General features: G+C 59.5%; 18 protein-coding genes and 1 pseudogene. 14 read left to right on the top strand and 5 right to left on the bottom strand.

Annotated elements, in window-relative coordinates:
• The first annotated feature begins 53 nt into the window (after window positions 1-53).
• Complete coding sequence (locus AAAK34_RS13540) at window positions 54-710, top strand: DedA family protein (protein WP_231695937.1); 657 nt, start codon at window positions 54-56, stop codon at window positions 708-710.
• Between the two features lie 85 nt (window positions 711-795).
• On the opposite strand, the gene AAAK34_RS13535 is transcribed toward AAAK34_RS13540, so the two are convergent.
• From AAAK34_RS13535 to tsaE, 3 genes are all read right to left on the bottom strand, one after another.
• The gene (locus tag AAAK34_RS13535) at window positions 796-1,131 is read right to left on the bottom strand and encodes a cupin domain-containing protein (protein ID WP_231695938.1); all 336 of its coding nucleotides are present in this window, start codon (window positions 1,129-1,131) and stop codon (window positions 796-798) included.
• 231 nt (window positions 1,132-1,362) lie between these two features.
• Entirely contained in the window at window positions 1,363-2,772 is a 1,410-nt protein-coding gene (locus AAAK34_RS13530) for an N-acetylmuramoyl-L-alanine amidase (protein WP_231695939.1), read from the bottom strand.
• Window positions 2,769-3,296 (bottom strand): tRNA (adenosine(37)-N6)-threonylcarbamoyltransferase complex ATPase subunit type 1 TsaE, encoded by a 528-nt coding sequence (gene tsaE / locus AAAK34_RS13525; protein ID WP_431778024.1) that lies wholly within the window; start codon window positions 3,294-3,296, stop codon window positions 2,769-2,771. Before tsaE ends, AAAK34_RS13530 begins: the two co-directional genes overlap by 4 nt.
• Between tsaE and queG the strand changes: the two genes are divergently transcribed.
• Complete coding sequence (queG, locus tag AAAK34_RS13520) at window positions 3,276-4,373, top strand: tRNA epoxyqueuosine(34) reductase QueG (protein WP_431777381.1); 1,098 nt, start codon at window positions 3,276-3,278, stop codon at window positions 4,371-4,373. The two genes, tsaE and queG, sit on opposite strands and share 21 nt — an antisense overlap.
• Window positions 4,374-4,757: 384 nt before the next feature.
• On the opposite strand, the gene AAAK34_RS13515 is transcribed toward queG, so the two are convergent.
• Entirely contained in the window at window positions 4,758-5,663 is a 906-nt protein-coding gene (locus AAAK34_RS13515; protein ID WP_231695941.1) for an AEC family transporter, read from the bottom strand.
• 159 nt (window positions 5,664-5,822) lie between these two features.
• Between AAAK34_RS13515 and AAAK34_RS13510 the strand changes: the two genes are divergently transcribed.
• The 5 genes from AAAK34_RS13510 to AAAK34_RS13490 all read left to right on the top strand — a co-directional run bounded on the left by AAAK34_RS13510 (window position 5,823) and on the right by AAAK34_RS13490 (window position 9,749).
• Complete coding sequence (locus AAAK34_RS13510) at window positions 5,823-6,791, top strand: tripartite tricarboxylate transporter substrate binding protein BugE (protein WP_231695942.1); 969 nt, start codon at window positions 5,823-5,825, stop codon at window positions 6,789-6,791.
• A gap of 191 nt (window positions 6,792-6,982) precedes the next feature.
• Window positions 6,983-7,888, top strand: a complete 906-nt coding sequence (gene xerD / locus AAAK34_RS13505) for a site-specific tyrosine recombinase XerD (protein ID WP_431778023.1) — start codon at window positions 6,983-6,985, stop codon at window positions 7,886-7,888.
• A 54-nt stretch (window positions 7,889-7,942) separates the two neighbouring features.
• Window positions 7,943-8,905, top strand: coding sequence for a tetratricopeptide repeat protein (locus tag AAAK34_RS13500; protein ID WP_431777380.1), 963 nt, complete (start codon window positions 7,943-7,945; stop codon window positions 8,903-8,905).
• The gene (locus tag AAAK34_RS13495; RefSeq protein WP_431777379.1) at window positions 8,902-9,156 is read left to right on the top strand and encodes a hypothetical protein; all 255 of its coding nucleotides are present in this window, start codon (window positions 8,902-8,904) and stop codon (window positions 9,154-9,156) included. The genes AAAK34_RS13500 and AAAK34_RS13495 overlap by 4 nt, the downstream gene beginning before the upstream one ends.
• Window positions 9,120-9,749, top strand: a complete 630-nt coding sequence (locus AAAK34_RS13490; protein ID WP_431777378.1) for a hypothetical protein — start codon at window positions 9,120-9,122, stop codon at window positions 9,747-9,749. The genes AAAK34_RS13495 and AAAK34_RS13490 overlap by 37 nt, the downstream gene beginning before the upstream one ends.
• Before the next feature lie 49 nt (window positions 9,750-9,798).
• On the opposite strand, the gene AAAK34_RS13485 is transcribed toward AAAK34_RS13490, so the two are convergent.
• Window positions 9,799-10,632 carry a ferritin-like domain-containing protein gene (locus AAAK34_RS13485; RefSeq protein ID WP_431777377.1) on the bottom strand — a complete coding sequence of 278 codons (834 nt, stop codon included), beginning with the start codon at window positions 10,630-10,632 and terminating at the stop codon, window positions 9,799-9,801.
• 95 nt (window positions 10,633-10,727) lie between these two features.
• Between AAAK34_RS13485 and AAAK34_RS13480 the strand changes: the two genes are divergently transcribed.
• From AAAK34_RS13480 to AAAK34_RS13450, 7 genes and pseudogenes are all read left to right on the top strand, one after another.
• A complete protein-coding gene (locus AAAK34_RS13480) occupies window positions 10,728-11,249 on the top strand; it encodes a gamma carbonic anhydrase family protein (RefSeq protein ID WP_231695945.1) in 522 nt (173 codons plus the stop codon).
• Window positions 11,250-11,342: 93 nt separating this feature from the next.
• Window positions 11,343-12,344, top strand: coding sequence for an Hsp33 family molecular chaperone HslO (locus AAAK34_RS13475; protein WP_231695946.1), 1,002 nt, complete (start codon window positions 11,343-11,345; stop codon window positions 12,342-12,344).
• Window positions 12,345-12,362: 18 nt separating this feature from the next.
• Window positions 12,363-13,166, top strand: a complete 804-nt coding sequence (gene trmD, locus AAAK34_RS13470) for a tRNA (guanosine(37)-N1)-methyltransferase TrmD (protein ID WP_231695947.1) — start codon at window positions 12,363-12,365, stop codon at window positions 13,164-13,166.
• Between the two features lie 152 nt (window positions 13,167-13,318).
• Window positions 13,319-13,705 carry a 50S ribosomal protein L19 gene (rplS, locus tag AAAK34_RS13465; RefSeq protein WP_231695948.1) on the top strand — a complete coding sequence of 129 codons (387 nt, stop codon included), beginning with the start codon at window positions 13,319-13,321 and terminating at the stop codon, window positions 13,703-13,705.
• 170 nt (window positions 13,706-13,875) lie between these two features.
• A pseudogene (locus AAAK34_RS13460) lies at window positions 13,876-14,612 on the top strand (NUDIX hydrolase).
• An 87-nt stretch (window positions 14,613-14,699) separates the two neighbouring features.
• Window positions 14,700-15,683, top strand: coding sequence for a CobD/CbiB family protein (locus AAAK34_RS13455; protein WP_231695950.1), 984 nt, complete (start codon window positions 14,700-14,702; stop codon window positions 15,681-15,683).
• Between the two features lie 230 nt (window positions 15,684-15,913).
• Entirely contained in the window at window positions 15,914-17,011 is a 1,098-nt protein-coding gene (locus AAAK34_RS13450; RefSeq protein WP_231695951.1) for an ABC transporter substrate-binding protein, read from the top strand.
• Window positions 17,012-17,032: the final 21 nt, after the last annotated feature.

The raw sequence follows: 17,032 nt of genomic DNA, 5'->3' as shown, positions 1-17,032 counted from the left end.
TCGACACGCTACTGCCAGGTCACTGCCTCCGAGCCGGGTGATAATCCGCGTCCATGGAAATACTGATGTACTTAGTTGACTTCATTTTGCACGTCGACAAACACTTGGCCGCCTTTGTGGCGCACTACGGACCCTGGGTCTATGCCTTGCTTTTCATCATCGTCTTCGTCGAGACGGGGGTGGTGGTGATGCCTTTTCTTCCGGGTGATTCGCTGCTGTTCGTGGTGGGGGCTCTGGCGGGCGCCGGCTTACTTAGCTTGCCGACCGCTTGTGCTGTGCTCTTGGTGGCAGCCATTCTGGGAGATCAATGTAATTACATGATCGGGCGCTATTTCGGGCCGAAGGTATTCCAGTGGGAGAACTCCCGCTTTTTCAACCGCCGTGCATTTGACAAGGCCCATGCGTTCTATGAACGCTACGGCGGCGTTACCGTGATCTTGGCGCGCTTCATGCCCTTCATTCGCACCTTCGTGCCATTTGTGGCTGGTGTTGCCGAGATGAACCGGGCAAAGTTCACTTTCTTTAACGTCACCGGGGCGTTGATCTGGGTGCTGGGACTCTGCACGGCCGGGTATTTGTTCGGCAACCTGCCGTGGGTTCAGGCTAATTTGAGCAAGATCGTCTGGGCGTTGATTCTTGTGCCGGGACTGATCGCCATCTACGGAGGCTGGCGCGCCGGGCGTTCTGAAAAGCAAGCCGCCGCCTCCTGAAGTAAGTCGGCGTGGCTACAGAGGGTGTTCACCTCGAATCAACGACTAGTCAGTTGAGTGTGAACACGCTCCAAGCCCGTGTGTCCTAGGCAGGCGGGCAGAGACAGATAGTTACCAACACCGAGGAATCCTCCCGCGCCGTGAGGGTATGAGGTATGCCGCCCAAAAGGTGAAGGAAGTCTCCGGCCCGCATCAGGTGCATGTCGGTGCCAGCGATAAACTCGACGGTGCCTTCAATGCATTGGACCGTGATTTCCCCGGAAACCCTGTGTTCAGGCATGCTCTTGCCTGCCAGCAGCACCACACGGATGACTTCGAGCTGCGATGCTTTTAGCAGTGCATGCGAGGTGGTGTGTGCGAGGGCAGTACCCAGCGGTAGCGTGTTGCCTAGTTGGCCGGACTTGAGATGGGGCAGCGCCATGTGTACTCCTCTATGCTTTTTTGCAAAGTGTGACCCGGCGGCCGGCAAATGCAAATAGCCCGCCTTCTCACGCGGGTATCAGACCGCGCACATGTGCCCCAAGAAACCAGTACCCAAAGAAAAGAGCGGAAGCCTTTCTGTATGAAAGGAGTTCCGCTCAAACCTTTGGAGAATGAAACTGACTTTATCTTTATTCGGTCGGTAGGGGTGTAGGACAACGGCCTTTCATACTCATACCGTGCGGTTGCGCGCCAGGGGTGGGTTGGCTGCGAAGTATTTCTGGATTCCAGCCACCAACGCATTGGCCAGGTCGTTCTGGTAGGCCTCTGTGCGCAGTTTGGCTTCTTCCTCGGGGTTGCTTATGAAAGCAGTTTCGACCAGAACACTGGGGATGTCTGGCGCCTTTAGAACGGCAAATCCCGCACGCTCAACGTGCCGCTTGTGTAAACGGCCTACGCCCCCAATTTCGCGCAGCATGGCACTGCCGAGCTTGAGGCTGTCGTTGATCTGGGCCGTGGTGCTCATGTCCAGGAGCGCGCGCTGCACGTGGGCGTCCTTGGCGTTGACGTTGATGCCTCCGATCTTGTCGGCCTCGTTCTGGTTGTTTGCTAGCCAGCGTGCCGCCGCGCTCGACGCGCCACCCTGGCTCAGCGCATAGACGCTGGCACCCTTTGCTTCGGGGCGGGTAAATGCATCGGCATGAATGCTCACAAAAAGATCGGCTCCGACGCGGCGGGCCTTCTCTACGCGCGTATGCAGCGGCACGAAGAAATCGCCATCTCGGGTGAGGAAGGCGCGCATCGGATTGCCACCCACAACGCTGTTGTTGATCCGATCGCGCAACTTGAGTGCTACGTTCAGCACAATGTCTTTCTCCCTCGTGCCATTGGGGCCAATGGCGCCAGGGTCTTCGCCACCATGCCCGGGGTCAAGGGCGATGATGATCAGTCGATCAGTGCTGGGCCGCTCAGGTTCTGGCCTGGGAGTGCGTGAGGCAACGGTGGTATCTGCGGGCTTTGGTGCCGGCACCGGCATGCGCGCAGGCGGTCCGTCAGGCCGTCGCGAGATGACGTTGGCACGCTCAATCTGTTTGGCGATGAGCTCACCCAGCATGTCACCCGGCGGGGCAGGCGGCGTTGTGTGCGCTAATGCCGTTTCCATTGGCGGAGCCGATGGCCGGCCCAGTTCCCTCATTCGCTCGGCGATCAGAGCTTCGAGTGGATCGGGAGGGTTCTGCGGGTATAGGTCAAACACAAGCCTGTGCTTGTACGCTGCCACCGGCGCGAGCGTGAACACCTGGGGATTCGTGGGTTGTTTGAGGTCGACGACCAGGCGTACAACACGCGGCGCGTTCTGACCCACGCGAATGCCGGCGATATTGGGATCGTCTGCACGTACCTTCGCGACTAACTCGCGCAGCGAGGGGTTGAGGTCGAGCCCCTCAATGTCCACCGCCAGGCGCGGCGGTGAACCGATCATTTTGTGTGTGGCTACGAGCGCGCTGTCAGATTCGATCGTAACGCGCGAATAGTCCTCTGCGGGCCAGATGCGCACGGCCACAATGCCCGCGCCCCTCGCAATCTGATGCGAGCCGAGCAGCAGCACGATGGCGCCTGAATGGAGAAGTTGTCGGCGCTTCATGAGCGGAGACCCTCCATCAGTTCCAGTCCGAGCGGCGTAGATGCGCGCAGGTTGACGCTGCGCGCTTCGCTCGGTAGCACGGCCATGGTCAGGATCAAATCCGCAGGGGGCAAAACCGGAGCCGCTTTTTCCGGCCATTCGGCCAGCTTCAGTCCTGGGGCGGCGAACAGATCCCGAAAACCGGCGTCTTCCCATTCACGCGGATCGCTGAAGCGATAGAAGTCAAAGTGCCAGATGGACAAACCGTCCGGAGTCTCATGGGGCTCGACCACGGCGTAAGTAGGGCTTTTGATACGACCAGCCACGCCCAGTGACCGAAGCAGATGACGCACGAACGTCGTCTTGCCAGCACCCAGATCGCCGTGCAGCTCCAAATAGGCTGAACGCAAGGCGGGCAGCCTGGCCAAGCGCTGCGCAAAGGCGGCAGTCTCGTTTTCGTCGCGCCAAATGCAACTCATGGTGGGCGAGCTTTCCAGGCTTACTGGGTTTCCTACAATCGGCGGGTGACTTGGCAAGGCAGTCAGATCGATCCTCTTTCTCTTGTGGCGCAAATTCGCGCGTGGGCCAGCGACCTGGGATTTTCCCAGATCGGGGTGGCCGGCATTGACTTGGGCAGCGCTGAGGCAGGCCTGCAAGCCTGGTTGGACAACGGTTTTCACGGCCAGATGGACTACATGGCGGCGCACGGACTGAAGCGTGCACGGCCGGCAGAACTCGTGCCCGGCACGGTAAGCGTGATAACTGCGCGAATGGATTACTTGCCGCGCGCCACGCCGGACGCCTGGCAAGCGATTGAATTTTCGCGTCTCGCCCGGCCGAACGAGGGCATTGTTTCGCTTTATGCAAGGGGACGTGATTACCACAAGGTGCTGCGTGGGCGCTTGCAGAAGCTGCAGGCGCGCATTGCAGAGGCCATTGGCCCCTTTGGACATCGGGTGTTTACGGATTCGGCTCCGGTTCTTGAGGCTGAGCTCGCGGCGCGGAGCGGGCAGGGTTGGCGCGGCAAGCATACGCTCGTGCTCTCTCGCGAAGCCGGCTCTGCGTTCTTCCTGGGCGAAATCTACGTGGACTTGGCGTTGCCGCCGACCGAAGCCGTGAGTTCGCACTGCGGCAGTTGCCAAGCCTGCATGGATGTTTGTCCCACTCAGGCCATTTTGGCGCCGCAGCGACTGGACGCGCGGCGCTGCATTTCGTATTTGACCATCGAGCACCAGGGCCCCATTGACGAGGCGTTGCGTCCGCTGCTGGGAAATCGCATATACGGCTGCGACGATTGCCAACTTGTCTGCCCCTGGAACAAGTACGCCCAGCGAAGCGCTTTGCCTGATTTTGACGCCCGCGAGGGCTTGGCTGGAGAGGAGCTGACCCAGCTCTTCAGGTGGAGCGAGGAAGAATTTCTGCGCCGCACTGAGGGTGGCCCCATTAGGCGCATAGGCCATGTGAGATGGCTGCGCAACATTGCAGTGGCGCTGGGCAATGCTCTGGCGGTACTGCCCGCATCTGACCCGCGCCGCGAATCCTTGAGGGCCGCGCTCACCGAGCGTGCAGAGCACCCGGAACCCCTGGTGCGCGAGCACGTGAGGTGGGCTCTTGAGCGTTAGGTAGGCGGCGTTTGCAGGCATGTGTCGAATAAAGTGCCCGAACTGCGGCACCGTACGCTGCTATTTTCATAGCGAAACGCGCTGCCCGTCAACCTAAAGAGCAAAAAAAATCATGTCAGGATAAAGACTTGAGCCATATTTCTCATGCGAATTGGAGTCTAGGGATGCCCTGCATAACTCCCTGCGGTCTGTGGCAGCACGGCCTCGGGCGATCTGCTGCGTTGCTTTTCTTGCCAATAGCTGGGCTATTGGCTGCAAAAAGACGCCTTGCACCTCATCCCGATCCGCACTACCACCGACTCGCGAGGGTTATGCAGGGCATCCCTAGTGCCACCTTTTTTGCAGGATCTAGGATGATCCTAGATCCGGATTTAGGATTGGTAATCAAACCAGCCAGCCGAGGGCCAGCCAGAGGCTAGGCACGCCCAATACGGTGGAGAGCGTGACCAAGCCAGCAACATAGTTGCCGTCATAGCCCATGCGTGCGGCGAGCACGTAACAGCTTGAGGCCGTTGGAAGCGCCGAAAAACCCAGCAATATCAGAGTTTCAGCTTTGCCGAGGCCGAAGGCGTGAGCCAGCAGCCACGCGCTCAGGGGCATGAGCAGATGGCGTATGGTCAGCAGGCTTGCGGTGAGCGCCTTGGCTTTACCGAGGCTGGAAATCTTCAGGCCAGCGCCGGCCACCATCAATCCCAGAGCGATGGAGGCCGCTCCGATGCGGTTGATCGATGGGGAAAGCCATTCCGGTACTTCAAATCCCAGCAGGTTGAACGTAAGCGCGGATATTGTGGCAATGATCAAAGGGTTGCGCAGCAGCTCACCCAGCATGCCCCGTCCTGCGTGTCTGGCCATCGGCCACACTGCCGCAATATTGCAAAGCGGCACGCAGACGCCGATCAGCACCGCAATCAGCTGCAACCCCTGCGGGCCGGCCAGCCGCTCGGCCAGCGCCAATCCTATGAATGAATTGAAGCGAAATGACACCTGCGCGCTAGCCGCGTGCGCGCGTGGCTCGATATGGCGGCGCAGCAGGGGTAGTCGTGGCAAAGCCGCAGCCAGGACGATGCCGCTCAGAGTCAGCAGCGCACCAGCGGCCATCAAGCTTGATGCAGCCCCGATATCGAGCGGGGTGCGCGTGATGGATTGAAACAGCAGCACCGGAAACAGAAAAAAATACACCAATGCCTCTGCGGACTGCCAAACCGGCCGATTCAGCGGGGTGTAGCGACAAAGCAGGTATCCAATCAGGATCAGCGAAAAATCAGGGATGAGCAGTTGCGCGTAGTTCACGGCCGAGAGAATAGCCGCAAGATGCGGGTTTCATAGAGAGTGTTCAATGTTTGCTGGTGGAGTCACTTTGAACAGGCTCTTAGGGAAATCCTCAGCACTTGCACGTGGCAGAGCGTTTTACGATGTGGCTTACTTTCACGAGATCCCAGGAAACCACCCATGCATCGTCGTACTCTGATCGCCCTAGCTGCCACGGCAGTCGTGTTTGCGGGTGGCTCAGCCTTCGCACAAGCCTACCCGACCAAGCCCATCCGCTTGATTGTGCCGTTCGCGCCTGGAGGCACCACGGACATCATCGCCCGGGTGCTTTCGGAACCGCTGGGCAGAGCGCTGGGGCAAACCGTGGTGGTCGACAACAAGGCTGGAGCGGGAGGCGCCATTGGTGCAGTCGAAGCCTCACGCGCGGCACCTGATGGCTATACCTTGAGTGTGGCTACGGTCTCCACCACCGCGTCCAACCCGGCTATCAACAAGAAAATCGGCTATGACCCAGTCACTGATTTCATTCCGATTACCAATGTGGCGGCTACCCCGAACATCATTGCCGTGAACCCCAAGTTCCCAGCGCATGATTTCAAGAGCTTCCTGGCGCTGGTCAAGAAAGAGCCGGGCAAGCATTCCTATGCATCTTCGGGTGCGGGCGGCATCGGCCATCTGCAGACCGAGTTGTTCAAGAGCCTCACAGGTACCTTCATTACGCACATTCCGTATAGAGGTGCCGGCCCGGCTCTGAACGACGTGGTGGCCGGCCAAGTGCAGATCATGTTCGACAACCTCCCGTCGGCGCTACCATTCATTCAGCAAAAACGCCTGGTGCCTATCGTGGTTGCAGCGCCGCAGCGGCTGCCAGCACTGCCAGATACGCCCACGTTCAAGGAAGTGGGGCTGGAACCCGTCAATCGCATGGCCTACTACGGCATTCTTGCTCCCAAGGGTACGCCCAAGGAGGTCATTGACAAGGTCTATGCGGCTGTGAAGAAAGCGCTGGAGGAACCTGCGGTCAAGAAGCGCATTGAAGAGACCGGTTCACTCATCATCGGCAATACCCCGGAGGAATTCGCGGCGCAGATCAAGGCCGAGTACGAGGTGTACAAAGAGGTGGTGGCTAAGCAGAAGCTGGCACTTTGATCGAGCCGGAGGCTCCCGGAATCCGTCTTCAGGGGCCGTGCTGAGCCGGGTGCGGTCCTCCTCGCTACGGGGGTAAATGTCACGCCTCTTTCTTGCTTGGCAGGATTTTCAGAGTTCGCACCGTCAGAGTTGGTGCCAAAGTTTTTGGTATCGTCACCTCCGTGACTCTGCCGCCCACTCCGTCGTCTTCCATTGTCGGCTCGCCTGACGCCTCCATCGACAGTTTCGTTGATGCGCTCTGGCTGGAAGACGGCCTCTCTCCCAATACCTTGGCAGCGTACCGCCGAGACTTGGCCCTGTACGCGCAGTGGCTGCAAGGCACTTACAGTTTGGCTTTGCCCCAAACCGAAGAGCAGCACCTTCAGCGTTACTTCGCCGTGCGGGCGGCCGGAAAGGCCACTTCTGCCAACCGGCGTCTCACGGTGTTCAAGCGCTACTTCCGCTGGGCGTTGCGAGAGAGTCTGATTTCGCAAGATCCGACACTTAAGCTGCTCACTGCAAAGCAGCCCTTGCGCGTGCCCAAGACCATGAGCGAAGCGCAGGTGGAGGCGCTACTGGAGGCGCCCGACACAGACACGCTGCTCGGACTTCGCGACCGGGCCATGCTTGAGTTGATGTACGCGAGCGGCTTGAGGGTGAGCGAACTGGTGTCGCTAAAAACCTTCAATGTGGGATTCAACGAGAGCGTTCTTCGGGTGTTTGGCAAAGGAAGCAAGGAGCGGCTGGTGCCTTTTGGTGAGGTGGCTGGCGATTGGCTGCATCGATACGTCTCTGAATCCAGGCCCGCCTTGCTGGGTCAGCGTCAGACGGATGATTTTTTTGTGACTAGCTCGGGCAGTCAGCCGGGCACGGCCATGTCGCGCGTGATGTTCTGGAGTCTCGTCAAGCGCTATGCAATGCAGGCAGGTATTGCAGCACCGCCATCGCCGCATACCTTGCGCCACGCCTTTGCGACGCATCTTCTCAATCATGGTGCCGATCTGAGGGCAGTACAGATGCTGCTGGGGCACGCAGACATCTCCACCACGACCATCTACACCCATGTGGCGCGCGAGCGGCTCAAAACGCTGCACGCAAAGCATCATCCGCGGGGTTGACCATTGCTGGGCCTGCTACGCTATGTCTTTTTCTCCCTCTAGCCGTCCGTTCCAGTGAGTTCCACGCCACCTCCGCTATCTTCTCCGCCGCTTGGTTGGGAGGCTACGTTCGCTGAAGCAGTACGCCTGCAGCAGGAAAACCGCTGGGAACAGGCGCTTGAGCTGATCATGCCGCTGGCGCGCCAGATGCCGAAGGCCGGGGCTGTGCAGAATTTGACGGCGGTTCTGTTGGCGCAGCATGGTCGCATGGCCGACGCTGTGGTGCTGTGGCAGCGGCTTTTGGCTGCGGATCCTCAAAACGCTGGTTTGTTGGCCAACCTGGGGCGGGCTTGCTGGGTGCTTGAGCGCAAGCAGCAGGCCCTCGAATTCTTCACCCGCGCGGTGGCGCTTCAGCCGGGGGACCCGTTGGCGTTGCTCAACATGGGGGCCATTCATCAAAGCGAAAATCAGTATGAGCAGGCGCTGCATTGGTATGAGCGTGTGCTGGCCATCGACCCCAGGCACGTGCAAGCCTTGTTCAACTCGGCGCAGGCCAACGCTGACATGGGGAGATTCGATCTTGCCCATGCGCTTTACCGGCGTGTGCTCGCGATTGACCCGACACACGTCATTGCACAAGCACAGTTTATTTTCACGCAACATTATCTGGAAAGGCCTGAGCCCGCCCAGTTGGCCATGCTGGCGCGTCGCCTCGGGGCGCAGTACGCGGCGCTGAACGAGCGTTTTTCCAGCTGGAGGGTGTCCTACGAGCCGGATCGCCCGCTCCGCATAGGGTTGCTGTCAGCGGATCTTCGCGATCACCCGGTAGGGTATTTCATCGAGGGATTGCTGGCGCATTCTCAGAAAGAAGGCGTGACCTGGATCGCGTACGCGAACCAGAAAAACGGACCGCACTCACCGAACGTCTGGCGCCCGCATTTTCAGTGTGGCACGAGGTGGTGCATTGGTCTGACGAACAACTGGCCACTCGCATCCGCGAAGATCGTATCGATATTCTGCTGGACCTCTCCGGAATGACCAGCGGCCACCGTCTGGCGGTGCTGGCCCGTCAGCCCGCCCCCGTGCAGGTGAGTTGGCTTGGTTACTTCGGCACCACGGGTTTGCCTGCCGTGCAGGCGGTCATTGCCGATCCGGTGTGCGTGCCTCCGTCAGAAGAGTCTTGGTTCAGCGAACGCGTCTGGCGGATGCCGAACACGCGCTATTGCTTCACGCCCCTCAGCAGGCGCCAAGCGTGGCTGAACTTCCCGCGCTCCGCCTGGGGGAAATAACCTTTGGGTGCTTCCAGGCGCTGCCCAAGATCAACAACCGGGTCATTAATGCATGGGTGCGCATAGCGCAGCGTACGTCGCGTGCTCGCTGGCGAATCCGTTGTGGCGCCAAGACCAGCGAGGACGACAGGCAAGCCTTGGCCCAGCGGCTCCTTGCTGCAGGCATGCCGGTGGAGCGGTTCCGCGTGGAACCAGGTCTGCCGAGGTCAAGCTATCTTGCAAGCTATGGCGAGATTGACGTGGCGCTGGATACATTCTCGTACCCGGGCGGCACCACCACCGCCGAAGCCCTTTGGATGGGTGTTCCCACGTTGACGCTTTCCACACCCGGCATGCTGGGCAGGCAGGGCGAGCAGATCATGTCGGCGGCAGGAATGGCAGACTGGGTCTGCTTTGACGAAGATGCCTATGTTGCCCGCGCGGTCGCGCTGGCCGATTCCCAGGCGTGGCCCGAACTGGCACAGTTGCGGCGGGGCTTGCGCGAGCAGGTCGCTACGAGCCCATTGTTCGACAATGTGCGGTTCGCACGCGAATGGCACAGGCTCGTGCGTGAAATCTGGCGTGATGCCTGTTCAACCCAGATTTCCCATTAGGGCCTGGGAGCGAGCGTGTTGGTTGTTGTTGGTGGTGGTGTTTTCAGTATCAAAGGCGTTGCGTATCGGGGGAGCCTTGATCGCCTGGATTTTCGAGTGCCGTCAACTCCTGTTCGCTGAACCCTGCCCGTTGGCGCGCGGACCTGTTGAATGGGCCTTTCATCCGAGGGGCGTTATAGCGATGTGACAGAAGCTCGTAATGTGCAACTGGCTCAAGCCCCTGGCGCTCGCAAAGCCAGCGATACCAGTGGTTGCCAATGGCCACGTGTCCGATCTCGTCGCGCAGGATGATGTCCAGGATGTCGCAGGCAGCGAGCGCATCGGGTTTGCCAACGGTGCGCAGCTTCTTCTGGATCAGGGGCGTGGCGTCGAGTCCGCGCGCTTCGAGAGTGCGCGGCACCAATGCCATGCGCGCCGTAATGTCGTCCCGAGTCTTCTCGCACATGCTCCAAAGCCCGTCGTGGGCAGGAAAGTCGCCGTAGCGGTAACCCATTTTTGCGCGTAAATGTTCACGCAGAAGGTTGAAGTGATAGGCCTCCTCGGCGGCTACGCGCAGCCAGTCTCGGTAGAAGGGCTCGGGCATCTGGGGGAAGCGCCAGATGGCATCAAGCGCCAGATTGATGGCGTTGAACTCAATGTGGCAGATGGCATGGATGAGCGCAGCGCGGCCTGCCTCGGTGTGCACGCTGCGCCGCGGTACCTTGGCGGGTTCGATCAACTCCGGTCGTGCGGGGCGCCCGGGCAGGGAGCCCGGGGCTTCCAGCTGAAGGTCAGCCTCAACTGAAAGCAGGGGCCCCTGCTCGGAAAGAACAGCGACCAGCTTCAGTTTTTGTTCAGGATCGGGTTCGCAAAGAGCCTCGAGGGCCAGAAGACGCAATGGCATCCCTAAAATTGTAGAGACAATGCCCGGTTGCTGGCTCATGAGGGGATCTGCCGGCACCTATCATCACTGCAACCTATCAAATTGGAGACCTATCGATGGCACTTTACGTAGTAGACGGGAAAACCCCGCAGGTGGCGCCCAGCGCATGGATTGCCGAATCGGCCGAGGTCATGGGTCATGTGACGGTGGGCCCGGACGCGAGCGTATGGTTCGGATGCGTATTGCGTGGCGATACCGAAAGCATGTCGATCGGCGAGGGCAGCAACATTCAGGATCTGACAGTCATGCACGCCGATCGTGGCTTGCCGCTTACCGTAGGTAAGCATGTCACAGTAGGGCACAAGGTCATGCTGCACGGCTGTACCATTGGTGACGAATCGCTCATTGGTATTGGAGCGGTGGTGTTAAATGGTGCCAAAATCGGCAAGAATTGCTTGGTGGGCGCTGGTTCGCTGGTCACGGAAGGCAAAGAGTTCCCGGACGGCAGCATGATCATGGGCACGCCGGCCAAGGTGGTTCGGCAGCTTACCCCTGAACAAATTGAAGGATTGCGCGCCAGCGCGAAGCATTACGTAGAGAATGCCCGCATGTTTCGCGCAACATTGAAACGCCTCTGAAGCCTCACCGTTACGTTTATGAAAAACCGTGGATGATCACGCAGGTTTATCCACGCATCTTGGTTTTGGGGCATAAGCCCTGATCTGCATTGAATGTCTGAACTCCATAAATTTATCTTCGACGGCCTGCCGGTCCGGGGCCAGCTCGTACGGCTGACCGATGCATGGCAGGAAGTCTTGCGCCGCCGTGCGGCGAACACGCAGACAGGCGCTTACCCTCCGCCCGTGGCCGAATTGCTGGGAGAAATGGTAGCGGCAAGCATGTTGATGCAGGGCAACATCAAGTTTGACGGCGCACTGGTCATGCAGATTTTTGGCGACGGCCCCGTGAAAGTGGCCGTGGCTGAGGTGCAGACCGACTTGCGCCTGCGTGCGACCGCATCGGTGGTGGGGCAGGTTGACGCAGGTGCGCGGTTGCCGGATATGGTCAACCGGCAGGGTAAGGGGCGCTGCGCCATCACGCTCGACCCTTCGGCACGACGCGTTGGAATGCAGCCCTATCAGGGCGTGGTTCCTTTGTGCGACGAGCACGGCCGAGACCTGCAGACTGTGGCTGAAATGATCGAGCATTACATGCGTCAATCGGAGCAGCTCGACACTACGCTGATCCTGGCGGCCGACGAGCAGGTGGCATGCGGGCTCTTGATCCAGCGCCTGCCAGTGCAGGGTGAGTCCAATCTGTCTCAAAGCAGTGTGGCACGTGAAGACGACTTCAGTGGGCAGGGCGGCGAGGGCGTGGAAGACGACTACGCCCGTATCGCGCTGCTGGCGCGCAGCCTCAAACGCGAAGAGCTCCTGGAGCTGGATGCCGACACCATCTTGCGTCGTCTTTATTGGGAGGAAAACGTGCTGCGTTTTCCCGCACAAGCCGGTGCTCAAGGGCCGCGCTTCGCCTGTTCGTGCAGCCGTGAACGCGTGGCGGCCATGCTGCGCGGTCTTGGGCAGGAGGAGGCCGACTCGATCATTGCCGAGCAAGGGCGCATTGAAGTCAGTTGCGACTTCTGCGGCCAGCAGGAGTGTTTTGACGCGGTGGACGCGGCGCGTCTGTTTACTCCGTCGCAAGACCTGCCGCCGGCAACGCCCGCCATCCAATGATCTGTCGGGCTGCGCACCATGCGCTTTGATGTCATTACCCTGTTTCCTGAACTGTTTGCTCCATTTCAGGAGGCGGGTATCAACCGCCGAGCCTATTCCGGTGGCCTGGTGAAGCTGAAGCTATGGAATCCGCGAGACCATGCCGAGGGAAATTATCGGCGCGTGGATGATCGACCCTTTGGTGGTGGTCCGGGAATGGTGATGATGGCAGAACCTTTGCTGCGCTGCCTGAATGCCGTGCGTGCCGACCGCGTGAACGCTGCGTCGGATGGTGACAACGCTGAAGACGGGGAGGGCCATTGCGCACCAGTAGTTTTGTTTTCGCCCATCGGCGAGGTGCTGCACCATGCCGCCGTGGAGCGCTGGGCCAAGAGCACTGGCGCCATTTTGATCTGTGGACGCTACGAGGGCATTGATCAGCGTTTTATCGACTCCCATGTCGATCTGCAGATCAGCTTGGGCGATTTTGTTCTTTCGGGCGGTGAGATCGCCGCACTGGCGCTGCTTGATGCCGTGGCCCGCCTGCAGCCGGGCGTACTGAATGATGAAGGCAGTCATCAGCTGGACAGTTTCAACCCCGCACTCGACGGCTTGCTGGATTGTCCGCATTACACTCGGCCAGAAGTCTGGCAGGGTCAGCCTGTACCACCGCCTCTGCTTTCAGGCCATCACGCACAGATTGAGCGCTGGCGGCGAGACCGGAGCGTCGAGATTACCGCGCGCCACCGCCCCGATCTCATTAAACATGCTCGCGCCGAAGGGCGTTTGGGTACCGCCGATGAGGCGGCGCTCGCGGCTTTTCAGCTCCGTACTACCGATTAGAATTCTCAACTGGCGTTGCTTGTTGACGAAGATTGAGCAACACAGGCTATAATCAAAAGCTTTTCGATCCTCTTCCGGCCGCGGCGCTTTGGGTTATCAGCCTATAAAGCCGCCTTTTGTGTAGCGCGCGTAAGATCGAGATAGGAAAACCAATGAACTTGATTGAAACCCTCGAAAAAGAGGAAATCGAGCGCCTCGGCAAGAAAATTCCCGAGTTTGCTCCTGGCGACACCGTGATCGTCAGCGTGAACGTTGTTGAAGGCACGCGCAAGCGTGTGCAGGCTTACGAAGGCGTTGTGATCGCCAAGCGTAATCGTGGCCTCAACAGTGGTTTCACCGTTCGCAAGATCTCCAGTGGCGAAGGCGTGGAGCGTACGTTCCAGACCTACAGCCCGCTGATCGCCGCCATTGAAGTCAAGCGCCGCGGTGATGTCCGTCGTGCCAAGCTGTACTACCTGCGTGATCGCAGCGGCAAGTCGGCTCGCATCAAGGAAAAATTGCCTAACCGCATCAAGGCTCCTGCTGCCAGCGCCGCCTGATCAGCAAGATCCCTCAAGAAAACCGCCTGTGGTGTCCACCCAGGCGGTTTTTTTCTGCCTATCGGGCCTGATCCTAAAAAACGGTTCTAGGCTTGTTGCGAAGCGCCTCGCAGAGAGTATGAATTCATGCGTGCTGGGGGTGAGTCTCATGCTGCACAATATCGCAGTCCATGGCGATTCCATCTTTATCCAAAATTCCGAATTTTGATCCGCGCAGGGTTCCTGTGACTGGAATTGATGCGCACTTGCCGGCAGTGCCGCCAGGGCGTCTCACTTCCGAGGGGTTGAGGCAGCGCTTCAGGTCGCCGCCAGACTGGCAGCCAGAGGTGCGGTTCGAGCCAAAATTTGAAGACCGCCCGCCGGCGCCGGCTGCGGTGCTGGTGCCGTTGGTTGAGCGTGAGGGGGGCTGTCTGTGTTGTTGACTGAGCGCACCATGCATCTGTCCACTCATTCCGGGCAAGTCGCCTTTCCGGGGGGCAGGGTAGACCCTGGCGATGCCGATGTAGTGGCGGCAGCACTGCGCGAGACCGACGAGGAGGTCGGATTGACGTCGGATTTCATCGAAATCGTTGGTCAGTTACCCATTTATGTCACAGGCACGCAGTTCATCGTGACGCCTGTAGTCGGGCTGGTTCGGGAGGGCTTTGTCCTCCATCCGAATGCAAATGAGGTAGCCCACGCCTTCGAGGTGCCCCTCGCGTTCTTGATGAATCCTGCGCATCATCGGCGTCATCGCCTCGAATGGGAGGGGCAGGCGCGCGAATGGTTTTCCATGCCTTATGCCGAGACTCTGGTGGATCCTTCTGCTGGAGAGTCGGCGCCTTCCGAGCAGCGAACGGTGGAGCGTTTCATCTGGGGTGCCACGGCTGGAATGTTGCGTAATTTCTACAGATTCCTCTCTGCTTAGGCCGTAGCGGGCCCTCTTCTGGCCCTAGCACCTTGGTGCGACTTACTTGTGAGTATTTAGCACCCCTGGGGGATATATCATTTACTCATGGCCCTTTTCGCGATCGTCATCGCCTTGCTGCTGGAGCAGGTGCGCCCCCTCGGCCCGGGAAATCCGGCGACGGCGGGGATGCGTCGTTGGGTGCATTGGGTAGGGGGTAGCGTTGACGCGGGAGGCGCTCACCATGCTTGGTTGGCCTGGACCCTGGCAGTCGGTGTCCCTACGGCTTTTGTGTTGGGGCTTCACTGGCTGCTGATGTGGCTGGGCGGTTGGCCCCTGGCCTTGGTATGGAGCGTAGCCGTTCTGTATCTTACGCTCGGGTTCCGGCAATTCAGCCATCATTTCACAGGCATCCGCGATGCGCTGGAAGCCGGCAATGAAGAGCGTGCGCGTGAATTGCTGGCCTTCTGGCAGCAGGTAGATGCGAGCCGGCTGCCGCGCGCGGAAATTGTCCGCCACGTCATTGAATATTCAGTACTGGCTGCGCATCGCCATGTGTTTGGTGTGCTGGCCTGGTTCTGCATTTTTGCCATGTTAGGGTTCGGACCCGCTGGCGCCGTGTTCTACCGAGGCGCCCTGATCGCGGCCACATTTTGGTGTCGCAAGGCTCAGGCCGCAGACCACCCGGTCAGTCCGGCCCTGCAAGAAGGGGCGGTTCGAGCGTGGCATGTCATAGATTGGCTGCCGGCCCGCATGACGGCACTCGGTTTTGCCATTGTGGGCAGCTTCGAAGACGCTATTGATGCTTGGCGCAACTATGCCAGCGCCTTTGCCGACGGCAACGACGGGGTCATTCTCTCGGCCACCTCGGGCGCAATCGGGGTGCGCTTGGGTGGGGCAGTGCTGCGGCCAGCAACTTCTGAGCTGTCTGCGCAATCCGCGGGAGCGCAGGACTCACTGGGCGGCAAAGGTTTGCCTGGCCACGAGCCTGAATCTGCCCACCTCGCACAAGTGGTGGGGCTAGTGTGGCGAATGGTCGCCCTATGGCTTCTGTTGCTGGTTTTGCTCACGCTTGCGCGCGTGATAGGTTGAGCATTTTGTGCCCGATTTTCGGGTTTTTTTTGCTCGACCTTCGGGTATTCACTAGGTATTTCAGGCCCGATGCGGGGGGTATGCCTCATTACAATTGTCGACCGATCGGTCGGTTAATTCTGCGCACTCTGGCAGTGGTTGGCCGAGACTCATGTTTCCCTATTTTCAAGGAGTGTCTCGCTGTGAACATCAAGAAGAACGTTCTGTCTGTTCTACTGGCCTGCCTGCCTATGGTGGCAGCCGCGCAAGTGACCATCGGAGTCACTGTTTCGGCAACCGGGCCAGCGGCCTCGTTGGGCATCCCTGAGAAAAACACTTTCGCGCTGCTACCCAAGACCCTGGGAGGCCAGGCTGTGAACTACGTCATCCTGGATGACGCTTCCGACACCACAGCAGCCGTCACCAACACGCGCAAGCTTATCTCTGAACGCAATGTCGATGTGGTCGTCGGCTCCTCCACCACCCCAGCCTCGCTGGCCATGATCGATGTCGTCGCAGAAGCGCAGATGCCTATGGTCACTCTGGCTGCCTCAGCAGCCATCATCGAGCCTATGGATGCGAAGAAGCGCTGGGTGTTCAAGACGCCGCAAAACGACATCATGATGGCACTCGCGATCGCTGAGCACATGGAAAAAGCCGGCATCAAGACGGTCGGCTTCATCGGCTTTTCCGATGCTTACGGCGAAGGCTGGTACCGCGAAACCGTCAAGGCACTTGATATCAAGAAAATCAAGTTGGTTGGGAACGAGCGCTTCTCGCGTACTGACACGGCGGTCACCGGCCAGATCTTGAAGCTCATGGGCGCCAAACCTGATGCCGTACTGATCGCAGGTTCAGGCACGCCAGCGGCTTTGCCACAAAAAACGCTCAAGGAGCGCGGTTACACCGGCAAAATTTACCAGACGCACGGCATTGCCAATGCCGACTTCCTGCGCGTGGGCGGCAAGGATGTAGAAGGCACGCTGCTGCCTGCCGGCCCTGTGCTGGTGGCCGATCAATTGCCCGCCGCCAACCCCGTTCGCAAATCCGCGCTGGCCTACATTCAAGCCTACGAGAACGCGTACGGAAAAGGCAGCGTTTCTACCTTCGGCGGCCATGCCTGGGATGCCGGCCAGCTTCTGGCTAGTGCCATTCCTGTCGCACTGAAGACCGCCAAGCCTGGCACCCCAGCGTTCCGCGCTGCTTTGCGCGATGCTCTGGAGAGCGTCAAGGAAGTTGCGGGTGCACACGGTATCTTCAATATGTCGGCCAATGACCACCTTGGTCTCGACCAGCGTGCCCGTGTCATGGTCACGATCCAGAATGGTAAATGGGTGTACCAACCCTGATAATTTGCTGCATGGGTGACC

This window comes from Ottowia caeni, from assembly GCF_050821495.1.
In the GTDB taxonomy this organism is placed as follows: domain Bacteria; phylum Pseudomonadota; class Gammaproteobacteria; order Burkholderiales; family Burkholderiaceae_C; genus Ottowia; species Ottowia caeni.
The sequence above is the reverse complement of the archived record's forward strand: the minus strand, read 5'-3'. Positions and strand labels throughout refer to the sequence as shown.